Raw genomic sequence first — 13779 nt, 5'->3', positions numbered from 1 at the left:
GGCACGTCAGGGAGCTGGACACGGATTCTCTACAAGGGAAGCTACCGCTATATCTCGACGCAATACGTTTCGAAGTCAAAACCATCGACGACGACGAAGCAGTTAAACGTTCCGTACTACAACCAGTATTCACTCGGGTATCCATCTGGCTGTGAGTTCGTCTCGTTGAAGATGGCACTCGAATATAAGAAAAAAGCGGTTTCTCCTGCGTCACTCTATAATCAAATGCCGAAAAGCATGAAGAACGCGACGTATAAAAACGGGAAGTATTACTGGGCAGATCCACAAAAGATGTTCACAGGTAATCCCGCTGGAACGCTCGACTACTACAAGAACTGGGGAATCTATCCGAAAGGAATCCTACCACTTGCGAAAAAATACCGCAGCGGGTCCGTCGATATCTCAAAACAAGGTGTTTCAAAGATTGAGAGTGAGATCCGTAGCGGAAACCCGGTCATCGTCTGGGCAACGGTCGATTTCAAAAATCCATACGGTTATTTCTCTTGGATTAAACCAGACGGTAAAACATTCACAGGGTACCGTAATTATCATGTCATGCTTGTGACGGGTGTCTCGAGCGGTTCGTTCTACGTTTCAGATCCATATCGTGGCAAGTATAGTGTCAGTCGTTCGCAGTTCACGTCCGTCTTCAATCAGACAGGACAATATGCGTTATCTGTTCGTTAAATCCTCATCCGGTCGCTTCCACGCGACCGGTTTTTTATTTTCAGGCGTACGAAAGCAAAATCTACTGTAAAATGAAGGAGTTCAACTAATACGTGTGTAAAAGAATGACAATGTATCCACGAAAGGAAGTGAAGAGATGGAAGATCCACGGATCACGCGTCTCGAGCAGGAGGTCGAAGCGTTACGCCAACGCGTGTCTGTCCTTGAAGGACAGAACACTTCGCCTGTCGCCCCTGAACCGAGCGAACCAGAAGTAAGTACAGTCGCTCGCCCAGCTCCGCGCCCTGCTTATACGAAACGAAAACCGGTTGTTCCTCCACCAACATTTAAGGAAAAGCGCTCCCGCGAAGAATGGGAACAGGTCATCGCAACTGTCTGGTTACCCCGAATTGGAGCAATATTCGCCGCACTTGGGGCTTTGTTCCTCTTTTCCTACGCCTCGGTTGCCGGTCTGATCAGTCCGCCTGTCCGCATCGGAAGTGGGGTATTGATCGGTTTACTCGTCATCGCCCTTGGAGAATACCAGTATGAGAAGAAACGACGTGAGCTCGGGGTCGGACTCGTCGCGACCGGTACGATCGTCGCCTTGGCGGCACTGTTCGCCGGGATGGCCTTATATCAATTCTATCCACCATCTTTAGCCTTCTTACTTGAGCTCGTCGTCGTCTTCATCGCGTACGGTCTGATGCTCTGGATGCGATCGCAAGCCTTGCTTGTCCTCGTATCCATCACCGGCTTCTTATTACCGTATCTACAATTATCGGACGACCCGAACTTACCGCTCTTCTTATTGTACGAAGTCGTCTTGTTCGCAGCGATCTTCTTTGCGGTTGACCGACTGAAGGCCAAAAAAGCGTTTGTCTTCGCTTGGATGATCTTTACGATCGCACTCGCGTTCGGTCTACTCTCGTTAGAGCTCTACTGGCTTGATGAACAGGTACCACGACTTGATGAATGGTCACTCTTACTTGCGACATTCTTCGGCTACGGTGCGACTTCCTTCGTCGGAAAACGGATTCAGTTTGAGAAGAACGTCCCAAGTTGGCTCGCTGGGGGTGTCGTCTTACTGACGTTACTGATCCTTGACTGGTCGTTCGGTACGCTGATCGCGATTCTGTTCGCTGGCACTGCCTACCTGCTCGCTGAACGATTGAAGGATTCCGCTCAAAACGGTGTCGGTCACGTCGCCTTACTCGTCGCCGTCCTCTTGATTCCGGCAGATGCCCTCAGCTGGACGTATCAACTGCGCTACTTTTTGATTGCTGGATTAATCGCTGCATTCTGGTTCGTTCCACGAGCGCGGATGCCACACCAACGGTTATTTAACGTCGGATTGTATGTCGTCTTCATCTTCTCGGCTGTCGTTGACTATGAAACCTACCAAAACCTAGGTTTGTCCTACGCCTTGACCGTTCTAGCGATGATCCTAGCTTCGACGGCGTTCGTCTTACTCCTCGTTCAGACACATCGTGATCCGGGCTGGAAAGGGTCGTGGCAACTCGTACTTGTCCTAGCGGCGATCGGTGTTTTTACGACCTATACGTTGATCATCATGGAGTTACCGTTCTATCGCGGTCTTGAAGAGACAGCGCGTAGTACGACGTTATCCGCGGCTTATATCGTCCTTGCCCTCGTGCTCGTCGCGATTGGTCGGATGCGGACGTCGTCGACATGGCGGTTATCCGGGTTGTTGCTCCTGACGATCAGTGCCGTCAAGCTTTTATTGTTTGACTTGTCATTCCTCACCTTGTTCCAAAAAGCGTTCGTCTTCATTGGCTTTGGGATTGTCACGTTCATAATTTCACGGACCTATTTCAAAAAACGAAAAAAAAATACCTGACAAAGCGCTTGGATTGGTCAAAAATGACTAATTCAAGCTTTTTTTATTACGCAAAAATTTTTATTGATAACGATTATCATTGTCGTCTATACTGATGAAGGAACTGACTTAACCATTTACAGGGGGAACGATAGATGAAACAAGCATTGTTGATGACAGGCGCACTCGCGGTCGTCTTAGCGGGTTGTAGTGAAGCCAAACAAGCGGAGAAACCAGCACCGAAAAAGGAGAATTTCGATCAGGTCGTCACCGATTACCGGACGTATGCAATCAATGAAATCGATACGTTCGTTCGTGAGACAGAAAAATTCACCGATGCCGTTCAAGCGGGCAAACTGAAAGAAGCGAAAGCATTGTACGCACCGACGCGGATGTATTACGAACGCGCGGAACCGATTGCGGAAGTGTTCGGTGATCTCGATCCGAAAATCGATGCGCGAGCAGGCGATGTCAAAGCGTCGGAGTGGGGTGGCTACCACCGGATCGAACAAGGGTTGTTTGAAAAGGGAACGACAAAAGGCTATGAAGCGTACGCGAAGCAATTGATGAAAGACGTTCATTTACTGCGGGCGAAGGTCGAGACGGTCGAGGTGACACCGGAACTACTCGTCACGGGGGCGACGGATCTATTAAACGAAGTCTCGACGTCAAAAGTGACAGGCGAAGAAGACCGTTATTCGCATACGGACTTATATGACTTCGCAGCAAACGTCGAGGGGGCTGAAAAAATCTATGACCTGTTGAACCCGGCGCTGAAGAAACAAGATGCGACGTTATCAAAAGAGATCGCTGCTCGCTTCAAGGATGTCCATGCATTACTTGACGCGAAGAAAAAGGGTGACGGGTATGTCCTCTACACGAGTCTCTCGAAACAAGACGTCAAACAGATGAGTGTCGCAATCAATGAACTCGCGGAACCGCTCTCGAAGATGGGCATCGTACTGGAGGGATAAGCATGAAACCAATACAAGAAGGCGTCACGCGACGGGATGTCCTGAAGGTCGCAGGCTTGACGAGTCTCGGGGCCGCCCTGTATGCCAGTGGTCTTGAGAAGTTTCTTCCGCGGACATTAACTGTTGAAGCAAGTGATCAAGAGCCGTTCTACGGGACGTATCAAGCAGGCATTTTGACACCACCACAAAACCACGTCCAAGTCGTAGCGTTTGATATCAAGACGGAGCGACGCGATGAACTCGTTGATTTATTAAAACGCTGGACACGGTTATGTGCCCGACTTGCGGCTGGGTTACCATATGGCGATTCCGACTCCCGTTACGTCCCACCGGAAGATACGGGGGAAGCGGACGGATTATCTGCCGGTCATTTGACGTTTACGTTCGGGTGCGGTCCAAGTCTGTTTGACGGTCGCTTTGGTATTCAGCATAAACGACCGGAGGCGCTTAAACCGTTGCCGACGTTCGATCTCGATCGTTTAGATGAAAAATGGGGCGGAGGTGACCTTGTCGTTCAAGTTTGCGGTGATGATGCGCAAGTCGTCTTCCATGCAATTCGTAACCTCGTCCGTGTTGGGCGCGGAACGGTCTCGATGCGATGGTCGCAAGCTGGCTTCCAGCGCAGTAAAGCAGCAGATGCCTCTGGCGGGACGCCGCGCAATCTATTCGGCTTCAAGGACGGCACGGGAAATCCCGACGTCTCGAAGCAACAAGTCCGGAAAGAATCGCTCTTTTGTCAGTGGCAGGACGGGACGCCGTGGTTAACGAACGGCTCGTTCCTCGTCGTCCGCCGCATTCAGATGCATCTCGAGGTTTGGGACCGGACGATCCTGAAGGAACAGGAACGGACTTTCGGACGCGAACGTGCTTCCGGGGCACCGCTCGGCTCAACAGACGAGTTCGCTTCCGTCACCCCAGCGAAACGACAAGCTCGTGGCGAAGCTGCCTTACCGGTTGACTCGCATACCGCTGTCGCGCATGGAGACGGGAAGACAGCGATCCTACGCCGTTCCTACTCTTATCAAGACGGCATTGATGAGAAGACAGGTGCCCTCGATGCTGGACTACTCTTTTTATCGTATCAGCGTTCGCCAAAACAATTCATCGCGATTCAGCGCCGTCTTGCCGCGCAGGATCGACTGAATGAATACATCACGCACCGTGGAAGTGCCATTTTCGCCTGCTTCGGTGGGATCTCGAAAGGAGGCTACATCGGTGATGCGTTATTTGCGTAATCTTGTCCTTTTACTTGTACTCCTTGTAGCTTGTCAACACGCGGTGCCTGTCCATGCTGCTTCGACGGATGATCTCTATGTCGCAATCGGACAAGCCCTGTCTGCCATCGCAAGTGAAGATCGCGCGGCACTGAATCAAGCCATCGATGAATTAGGGCAAGCTGCTCAAGATTTACCTGATCAACAAGCGGCAATCACGAAAGCCGTCAAACAGGTCGATGCAAAACGATCGGCAACGTTTCCTGAAGTCCGCGAGCAACTGACGGCACTCTCTGCTGCCGTCCGGAAGCAGGAAGAAGCCACGAAACCGAAGACAGATCCGGTTGCGAAAGCAAAGGTGAAGCAATTGCTTTCGTTGACAAAAGAGATGCGTCAAGTCAAAGCGAGCGATCGTCCGGCAGCGGAACAACGATTGTTGACCGCATGGGCAACGCACGAAAGTCTTGTCCGTAATGACAGTATCGGTCACTATGGCAACATCGAGATGGCGCTTGCGTCGATTCGGATCGCCGCGGCGCGAAAGCCTGCGGATACGAAGGAGTGGAAGGCGGCACTTGATCAATTCGACAATGCAGTCCAGTCCTTCCTCGACGGAGAACAAGTCCAAGCGAAGAAAACAGGACTGCAGTCACTGCTGACACCGCTTGAAGAGGCGCAGACCGCGCTTGCAGCAAGTGATTTGCCCCAAGCGAAGCTGGCACTCGAATCGTTTCTGAAGACCTGGCCGCGAGCCGAAGGCGAGGTCCGGACACGAAATGAAGGTCTCTATTCCCAGCTTGAATCAGACGTACCCCTGCTACTTGCTCGGCTGACGCCGGAAACTCGGCAAAAGACGGCACAAGAACTCCAGTCGTTCGAGAATGCTATTGCACAATTACAAACAAAGACGCATTATACGTTCATCGACGCGATGCTCGTGATGCTCCGGGAAGGTTTGGAAGCATTATTAATCGTCAGTGCACTTGTTGCCTTCGCACGGAAAAGCCGAACCAAACAAGAAGGTAAGGTCTGGGCAGGTGCCGGGCTTGGTCTGATCGCAAGTGGTCTGTTAGCCCTCATCCTGCAGACAGTCTTTCAAGCCTCATTCGCAGCAACAGGTCGCGAACAAATCGAGGGCTATACGGGAATCGTCGCGGTCGTCGTCATGCTGTTCGTCGGCTACTGGTTGCACTCGAAAAGCGCCGTCGCGAAACGCAAACACTTTTTGTCGACGCTCTCAACGACGTCCTTGTTCTTCGTCAGTTTCTTGACGATCTTCCGGGAAGGTGCCGAGACGTTGTTATTCTACATCGGAATGGCACCAGCGATGACGAAGACTGCCTTGTTGTCCGGGATTGGTCTTGCAATCGTCATCATCGGACTCGTCTCGTATGCGGTCATCCAGATCGGTGTTCGTTTACCGATCCATCGTTTGTTCCAAGTCGCATCCTGGTTAATTTATCTGATGGCATTCAAGATTCTTGGTACGAGTCTGCACGCGTTGCTACTGACAAACGTCTTACCGATCCATCCGATCAATGGACTCGGAACCGCCGGCTGGATCGGCTTCTATCCGACGATCGAGACACTCATCCCGCAAGTCGTCCTGATGATTTTGATTGCGATGTTTACGATCTGGCAAAAACGACGCACAGCAGCAATCCAGACGGCTGCTTAATCCATTTTTCAATTTCAGGTTTTAACTATTATGTTTCGGGTATAACTTCTTATCAGCAGCTTGCTGCATGAAGGAGAGGGATTTTTATGCTTGAAACGCGCATCGTACGAAACATGACCGCTGTCGACGCAGAAGTGACGAGCCTTAAATCAAGTGGTTATTCGAATAAACAGATCTACATCTTTGCGAAAGACGAAGAACTCGCGGAACGCATCGCGAACGATACGCAGACGTTACCGTATCGCGTGACGAAGAAGTCGTTCTTCGAGACCTTATTATCAGCCGTCCGGAGTAACCGGAAAGACCGGATCGCTCAGTTGTCCGAGCTTGGTATGACGAAGGATGTCGCCGAGGACCTAGAAGATGAAGTCCGACACGGTCGGATTGTCATCGTCGGTTCGAAGTCTGATTTACTGAATCCAGCGTTTGCGGCATCGTATGTGGCGGATGAAGCAACCGATTATGGTGCTGGCGTCCCGAAACTCGAAGATGAGGAAACGACAACAACATTACCAGCCGATCAAAATGTCAAATTAAAAGATGAATGATACGTAAGCCTCCTGTTTCTCAGTATAGAGACAGGAGGCTTTTGTTTAACCTTCTCTTGGAAGGGAATGGAAAGGATGAAAGGAGGAAAGATGATGCAATTCTTATATATTGGCTATTACGATGCAGACCAGATGGATGCTTTATCGAAGGAAGAGATTGACGCCTTGATGTCGCGTTGTGATGCGTTGATGAACACCTTTAATAAACAAGTGAACGTTTTATCAGACTGGCACCCGGGTCTAGCGACACAAGCACTTTACTGGCGAGATGGTGCCGTGCAGACGAATGATGAACCAGATCGCTCGAGTGGGGAGCAAATCGGCAGTTTGATCGTCTTTGAAGCACGTGATTTAGATCATGCGATGGAACTAGCTTTCCTTCATCCGACGACTCAAGTCGCAGAAGGGGAATCTTACGGTTGGCGAGCGGAAGTTCGACCGTTATCAGGTACCTCATGATGTATGGATTATGGACGACATTTACGACTCAAAACGGACAACGCGACAACGTCATTGCCCTGTTGCTTGAAGCTGCGGCTTCTCTTGCGACGCATCCGGGCTGCCTGCACTACATCATCAGCCGTTCTGACGAGCCAGATGTTTTGCATGTTCGCGAAATTTGGACGGATTCGGCTACTCATCAAGCATCCTTAACTTTACCGGTGACGCAGCACTTGATTACGCAAGCGCGTCCGTTACTTGAACATGTTGAACGTGTACTGGAAGATCAACCGCTCGGTGGCAAAGGACTCATATAAATCAAAACCCCTTCTCTCATCGAGAAGGGGTTGAATGCTGTTAGGTTGCTTTCCACTTGATATCGATGACGTCTGACGCTCGTACCATTCGGCGCATACCTGTCGATGTGACGAGTTCAATCGTTCCACGGTCATGAAAAATCGCTTGGATTGAACCGGATACCATATCCAGTTGTTTCAATCGGACGTGGACCGTCTGTCCGGTCCGGACTGCACGTTCCATGATGTGTTGCAAGGAGAGGCGATCACGAACAATCGTCTCTTCGCGAGATTGATACAAATGTTCAAGATGAAGGATATGCTGGCGTGAAGTCAGTTGTTTCCACTTGCGATTCGATCGTTTTTTAGATGCGAACATGGCTGACCACCTCCTGAATTGAGTCGTACGCTAGACAGTCGTGCGCTCTGCTTCAGATAATTCCCTTCAAGATCCGTGCTTAAACACGTGCACCTGACATTTTTTCGCGAAACGCCTCGATGGCCACAATTGCTTCTTGATCGTGTTCGACCTCACCCGGTGCATTCCCTTCGGCAAGAATCGTTGTCTCAAGCGTCGCACCGAGGAACGACGCGATATGCTTGAACTGGGTGACGAGTGCCTGTCCTTTGATGCGCGGATCGTCTCCACCGACGGCAATCAAGTGGAATCGTTTCCCTGCCATTCGGCTTTTGAAGTCGAGCTCTTCGTCGCGAAGTGACTCGCTGAATCGGTCGATGAATAATTTCATCTTCGTCGACATCGAGTACCAGTAAATCGGTGTGATGAACAAGATGTCATCGTGTTCAAGCATCGCTTCGACGATTCGGCGATAATCATCACCGATCGGCAAAAAGCCACCATGATGACGGCGGTCTTCAATCGGCTGAATCGAGACGTTCGCCAAATCGACAGCCACATGACGGATGCCTTTCAACGCTTGTTCACCGAGCCATTCACTGTTTCCTTTACGTGAGCTACCATAAATCGTATACATATCGTGCATCTCCTTTTGAATTCGATTGTTTTATTCTATTCCAAACTTCACTGTCAATACACCGATATGCTCACAATTGGTTTTGAATAAGGGTTTTGCGGAAAAAGACAAGAAGACGAAAAAACAAATGGGGGAGGAACAGTCGAATGGAGAGAAGTACGCTCATTGCGCTAGAAAAACACTTATATGCCATCCACCTCGAAATGGATGGACTGGCGCGGCTGATTACGAAACAATTGATTCATTTGAGCCAAGTGGCTGCATCCGTCGAACATTTTCGGCGGATGAGCTTTGATATCTATAAACATCGGACGTCGCTCGAACAGGTTCCGTCACAAGTCTTATATGAGACGGCTCTCGATTACGAAGATTGGCTCGAGGAAGAATTTGATGAGATTCCTGCTAATTGGCAACTGGCGACGAAAGAAGAAGAGGTACTCGAGCAGCTCTGGTGGTTCGAATTCTCACGGATTCTAGCGGAACTCGAAGAATGGCTCAGTCTTTATCTGATTCGCCGAATTCGAGAAGATGTCCGCTATATGCCACCGGTGATCGAGAAGAACGCCTACGCCTTGTCGGAAGATGCCCGACACGTCTTTTGGCGACTTTTACAACGTTCCGTCGCGAAGCCTTCATCAAAAATCAAGGCCAATCAATTATCGTGCCGAATGGGGATCGCCGAGATCGCCCGCTGTGCCCGCCTCAATCAAGATCGAACACGTCGTGCGATCGGTGAACTGAAGAACCGGGGACTGGTTGCGATCGAAGAGGACGACGAGAAGTTGAAGATGCGGCTTCGGCTTCAAGTCATCTGATTGAAAGCGATGAAGCGTTCAATCATGCGTTCATCCCGACGCGCGGATGGACCAATCCAAATGAGATGACCGGGGCTCTTCGATTCGATGAACTGTGCATGCGGAATGCTTCGTCGAGCGTATTCCGCGTGTTCGAACGGAACAGCACGGTCTGACTTTGAATGGACGATCAAAACCGGACACGTGACGGCTTCGAGTCGCTCTTGTCCTAAGTCTTGCGTGATATCGAATAACACACCCCGTCCTGGACCATTTTGAAGACCGACCTCATATAACAACGAAGCATCCGTCTCACTGATGTGAGTACGGATTGTTTCGCGTGGTAAGAGACTCGTCATCTCGACCATCCGGACGGCCGCTTCTTCAGGAAACTTCCGAATTTTATCCTTCACATACGCCCAAATCCCCCATTGAATGAACTGCAAGGGACGCTGCAAGACCGGTTGGATGAGTAGGCGATGATAAGGAAGTGAAATCCGATGCGTCATCGCACATGCTAAGACGAGGGCATGAACGCCCGTATCCATTCCGGCAAGGGCGATCGCCGTCGGTCCTCCGGCTGAGATGCCGTAAACGGTATAGTGTTCGATTTGACGGGATGCGAGCCACCCGGCGTAAAATGTCGCGAGCGCCTCTGGATTATCTGCGAGTTGAAGTGGTGTTCGCCCATACCCCGGACGCGATGGTACGATGACACGATACCCTGCAGCAATCAATTTCTCGACATGGTAGATTTCCCGATAATCCGACTGCGTCCCATGAATTAAAAGAATGACGGGACCGCTTCCGCTATCCCGGTAATCAAAGCGCTGACCGTTCCATTCTGCGATACAATGCATCCAAATTCTCCTATCTCTTAATATTTACCATTTTATTGTTAATCTAATTTTCTTTTTCATGTATACTGTAAAGTATAACCAAACCATTGTGACTTAGGAAATGAGGATGCGTAGTGTCAAACGAAAAATTAACAAACCGTGACCGCTTACTTGCTGTACGAGAAATCTTCGAACGTCAGTCGGATGAAGATCATACGTTGACGCTTGAGGAATTAAGCATGGAACTCTCAAAACGAGGCTTAATCGAGAAGCTATCCCGAAAATCGTTAAAGGATGATATTGCAGCACTTGCTAAATCAGGCTTCGACGTCGTGGCGGAAGAGACGAAGAATGGACTTGCCATTCCGTATCATCTCGTCAGTCGTCCTTTTGAACATCATCAGCTCCGATTGCTCGTCGATGCCATCGCTAGTGCGAAGTTCATCTCGGAAAGTGAGACAACAGCTCTCGTCAAGACGCTTCAATCCCTGACGAGTGATAAGATGGCGGAGTCACTTCAGCCGGTCCTACATACTGTCAAAAAACCAAAAGGGATGACATCCCGCTCAATCGATACGATTCAGAAAGCAATCAGTGAAGGTTTCGTCATCAGCTTCCAGTACCAAGGGAAATTCAACGAACGGACGCGAAAGTTCGAGTTACGCAAGGATGGCGAGCATTATCTCGTTTCACCAGCACATCTATTGATGGATAACGGAAATTACTATTTGATCGGAAGAGACGAACGGATCAAAGAGGTTCGAACGTATCGGGTCGATCGAATCGTTGATTGTAAAGCATTCGAACCGATGGAAGAACCGGTCTATGTCGAGCCAAGTTACTTAAGTAATATGTTCAACATGTATGGAGGAGAGAACGAGCAATTGACGCTTAAATTCCAGGAGAGTCTGATGCCGACCGTCGTTGACCGGTTCGGGACCGATATCCGTTGTCGCCGTCTCGATGACCTCTGGTTCGAGGTTAAGGTCGATGCGCTCTTTTCTGACGGCTTCATGATGTGGCTGATCCAGTTCGGCAACCAAGCAGAAATCATCGCACCCGTCGAACGCCGAGAGACATTCAAGAATAAAGTAGCGGGTCTTGCGACGATGTACCAAGTCGAAACACCTGCTCTCTAAGAGGTAAAGCAAGGTTCATTTGACCATGGATCTTGCTTTTTTAATTACGGAATAAAAAAATGTCGTTTTTTGTCGGATATTCATATTTGAATATTTTAAGCGAATAGTTCCAGTTACTATTATAGGTATCTGATACTTATGTAGGAGGAACGACATGCAACAGATGGAAAAAAGCCGATCAAACGGGATGCGGAAATTAGGTGCTTTCCTGTTCTTCGTTTGTTTATCCTATACATCTTGGTACTTATTCTCACTTTTTGTCTTTCATTTCGTGTTACCAGAAGATGTCATGACATCACTCGACATCGTCGCGTTCGGATTCAGTCCGGTTATCGCTCTTGTTGTCACCATCGGATCGCTACGTTTGATCGAACGGCGCATGAAACCTAAATTTACCCCCCTTTTATTCATCGGGTATATGCTTTCAACAAGTGTTTTGATCTATTATTCAGTTGCCTACGCGCTTCTACCCCGACTGTGACTTGCAACTCCCCAGCAATTGGCATATGCTACGATTATAGCTTGCTAGGTAAGGGGGGATACGATGAACGCACAGTATATCCTCGACTGGATGCCGCTCGTGATTCCTGTCGGTGCCATCGTCTTTATTGTCGTCATTGCAAAAAAAGCTTCGAAAATCGATGCTGAAAAGTAAGGAGACTCCAATCAGGGAGTCTTTTTTTATTGGCTTCTGTTGGTACTTTATTCACGCGATTTCCCTATTGTTCGAAAACATAACGCCACACATTTTTATGGTATAAAGAAACTAGGTGAAAGACCTAATATCAGGAAATCATGGAGGGACAGATGAGACAAAGAACCGTCATGACTTTACTTGCACTCAGTCTACTGCTTACCGTGTGTATGTTGAAAAAATCGACGTTGACGCCAAAAGCCAGTACCATCGATTTCACCATCGCCGTCGTCGGAACGGCTCCAATTCTTACGCGATCACCGGACTTTCACTCGATTGATCTGCAGGAAATCAAAGGAGATTTGCGACGATACGACGCCGTCATGATTATGCCGGAGTACTTACATCAGGCAGCGGGACGTGACTATGCCACCGTCTACCGGAAGGCGCAGATTCCCTTTTTCCTTATCGGCTCTCAAAAATCCATCGAACCGTTTCTTGATCCGAGTCTATCCTATGAGGAAAGCATCTCGGTGCCGAATCCGACGTTTGCGGCTGGTATGCTCTATGACGATACACAAGAGACGACCTGGTTGTTTGGTGAGGGAATCGAACGACCGAATCGTTCAGAGCAACTGAAGATCTATCAATCGATCTTTCAAACGATTGAACAGAGTCACTTAGCAAAGTAACGCTTGAATGAAACAGACCGAAGCGCTCGGAAGTACATCTACTTCCAAACATTTCGATCTGTTTTTTCGTCAATCGAGTTGTTTCGTCGGGGCTAAGACGATTTCCCGGATGTTGACATGTTGCGGTTGCTCGAAGGCGAATAAGACAGTGTCCGCGACGACTTGCGGATCGAGTCCACCGTCAATCGACTGTTTCCATTCGTTGTAGCCGTCCTTAATAGCGTCACTTGTCGTATGACCGAGCAGTTCTGTCTCGACGACACCTGGTGCAATCGTCATGACGCGGACACCATGGGACGCGACTTCACCTCGGACGTTCTCACTCATCGCGTGGACGGCGAATTTCGTGCCGACGTACGCGGCGTGGTCTGCGAACGTCTTTTTACCGGCAATCGAGCTGATGTTGATGATCGTGCCGGTCTTCCGTTTCACCATCGAGGGAAGGACAGCTTGCATCCCGTGTAAGACACCGAGCGCGTTGACATCAAACATCTCTTCCCATTCTTCCGCATCTTGTGTCTCGATTTGACCGAGTAACATCCGACCCGCATTATTGATGATGGCTTCGACCGGTCCGAACGCTTCCGTCGCGTCTGCTAAAGCAGCATCGAGGGCAACTCGGTCGGTGGCTGCGACTTGGCGAATCAAGACATCGTCTGAAGCAAGGCTCGCCAGACGATCAATTCGTCGTCCGAGCAATAAGACGCGGTACCCTTTCTGAATGAACGTTCGTGCAATCGCATGCCCGATTCCTGACGTAGCACCGGTGATGGCAATGAATCCTGTTTTCATGATATCGTCTCCTTATTTGATATGATAAATTGAAGATAACAGAGGGAAACCAATCCGAGAAGTACGCACTTTTAGGTCAGTCGGTTACCTTTTGGTAAGGGAGGGAACGGTATGCCGTATCTAAATGAGTTCGATGCGACGATGCGTCAGATTCAAGGCAAGTGGAAAGTGATGATCTTGTACGAGCTGCATGAGGAAGGTGCGGTACGTTTTAATACACTGGAGCGTTATATCCAG

16 protein-coding genes are annotated in these 13779 nt (G+C 49.4%); 12 read left to right on the top strand and 4 right to left on the bottom strand.

What is annotated here, in order from left to right:
• The 8 genes from B2751_RS00330 to B2751_RS00295 all read left to right on the top strand — a co-directional run.
• The coding region (locus B2751_RS00330) for a C39 family peptidase (RefSeq protein ID WP_290771988.1) at nt 1–687 on the top strand (687 nt) is incomplete at its 5' end.
• A gap of 136 nt (nt 688–823) precedes the next feature.
• Nucleotides 824–2527, top strand: a complete 1704-nt coding sequence (locus B2751_RS00325; protein WP_290771984.1) for a DUF2339 domain-containing protein — start codon at nt 824–826, stop codon at nt 2525–2527.
• 134 nt (nt 2528–2661) lie between these two features.
• Nucleotides 2662–3480 (top strand): iron uptake system protein EfeO, encoded by an 819-nt coding sequence (efeO, locus tag B2751_RS00320; RefSeq protein WP_290771981.1) that lies wholly within the window; start codon nt 2662–2664, stop codon nt 3478–3480.
• Nucleotides 3481–3482: 2 nt separating this feature from the next.
• The gene (efeB, locus tag B2751_RS00315; protein WP_396210752.1) at nt 3483–4715 is read left to right on the top strand and encodes an iron uptake transporter deferrochelatase/peroxidase subunit; all 1233 of its coding nucleotides are present in this window, start codon (nt 3483–3485) and stop codon (nt 4713–4715) included.
• A complete protein-coding gene (locus B2751_RS00310; protein WP_290771998.1) occupies nt 4699–6372 on the top strand; it encodes an FTR1 family iron permease in 1674 nt (557 codons plus the stop codon). Before efeB ends, B2751_RS00310 begins: the two co-directional genes overlap by 17 nt.
• An 86-nt stretch (nt 6373–6458) precedes the next feature.
• The gene (locus B2751_RS00305; RefSeq protein ID WP_035407992.1) at nt 6459–6920 is read left to right on the top strand and encodes a general stress protein; all 462 of its coding nucleotides are present in this window, start codon (nt 6459–6461) and stop codon (nt 6918–6920) included.
• A gap of 93 nt (nt 6921–7013) precedes the next feature.
• Nucleotides 7014–7379 (top strand): YciI family protein, encoded by a 366-nt coding sequence (locus B2751_RS00300; protein WP_290771978.1) that lies wholly within the window; start codon nt 7014–7016, stop codon nt 7377–7379.
• Nucleotides 7376–7678: a putative quinol monooxygenase gene (locus B2751_RS00295; RefSeq protein WP_214853777.1), complete on the top strand. Its 303-nt coding sequence runs from the start codon at nt 7376–7378 to the stop codon at nt 7676–7678. The genes B2751_RS00300 and B2751_RS00295 overlap by 4 nt, the downstream gene beginning before the upstream one ends.
• Before the next feature lie 40 nt (nt 7679–7718).
• On the opposite strand, the gene B2751_RS00290 is transcribed toward B2751_RS00295, so the two are convergent.
• Nucleotides 7719–8036, bottom strand: a complete 318-nt coding sequence (locus B2751_RS00290; RefSeq protein WP_290750393.1) for a hypothetical protein — start codon at nt 8034–8036, stop codon at nt 7719–7721.
• A gap of 79 nt (nt 8037–8115) precedes the next feature.
• The gene (locus tag B2751_RS00285) at nt 8116–8652 is read right to left on the bottom strand and encodes a flavodoxin family protein (RefSeq protein ID WP_290750396.1); all 537 of its coding nucleotides are present in this window, start codon (nt 8650–8652) and stop codon (nt 8116–8118) included.
• 146 nt (nt 8653–8798) lie between these two features.
• Here B2751_RS00285 and B2751_RS00280 point away from each other — a divergent pair, with 146 nt between their 5' ends.
• On the top strand, nt 8799–9467 hold the full coding sequence (locus B2751_RS00280; RefSeq protein WP_214853785.1) for a hypothetical protein: 669 nt from the start codon (nt 8799–8801) through the stop codon (nt 9465–9467).
• On the opposite strand, the gene B2751_RS00275 is transcribed toward B2751_RS00280, so the two are convergent.
• Nucleotides 9455–10306, bottom strand: coding sequence for an alpha/beta fold hydrolase (locus B2751_RS00275; RefSeq protein WP_290771975.1), 852 nt, complete (start codon nt 10304–10306; stop codon nt 9455–9457). The two genes, B2751_RS00280 and B2751_RS00275, sit on opposite strands and share 13 nt — an antisense overlap.
• Nucleotides 10307–10419: 113 nt before the next feature.
• Here B2751_RS00275 and B2751_RS00270 point away from each other — a divergent pair, with 113 nt between their 5' ends.
• The 3 genes from B2751_RS00270 to B2751_RS00260 all read left to right on the top strand — a co-directional run bounded on the left by B2751_RS00270 (nt 10420) and on the right by B2751_RS00260 (nt 12750).
• Entirely contained in the window at nt 10420–11424 is a 1005-nt protein-coding gene (locus tag B2751_RS00270; protein ID WP_290750405.1) for a helix-turn-helix transcriptional regulator, read from the top strand.
• Between the two features lie 154 nt (nt 11425–11578).
• Complete coding sequence (locus B2751_RS00265; RefSeq protein WP_290750408.1) at nt 11579–11905, top strand: hypothetical protein; 327 nt, start codon at nt 11579–11581, stop codon at nt 11903–11905.
• A gap of 326 nt (nt 11906–12231) precedes the next feature.
• Complete coding sequence (locus B2751_RS00260; RefSeq protein ID WP_290771972.1) at nt 12232–12750, top strand: hypothetical protein; 519 nt, start codon at nt 12232–12234, stop codon at nt 12748–12750.
• Between the two features lie 69 nt (nt 12751–12819).
• Here B2751_RS00260 and B2751_RS00255 read toward each other — a convergent pair whose 3' ends face one another.
• The gene (locus B2751_RS00255) at nt 12820–13542 is read right to left on the bottom strand and encodes an SDR family oxidoreductase (RefSeq protein ID WP_064299880.1); all 723 of its coding nucleotides are present in this window, start codon (nt 13540–13542) and stop codon (nt 12820–12822) included.
• Between the last annotated feature and the right edge of the window lie 237 nt (nt 13543–13779).

The sequence above is a fragment of the Exiguobacterium sp. UBA6282 genome (assembly GCF_002440475.1).
Taxonomy (GTDB): Bacteria; Bacillota; Bacilli; order Exiguobacteriales; family Exiguobacteriaceae; genus Exiguobacterium_A.
Note: the sequence above shows the minus strand (reverse complement) of the source record. Positions and strands in the feature narration are given on the sequence as shown.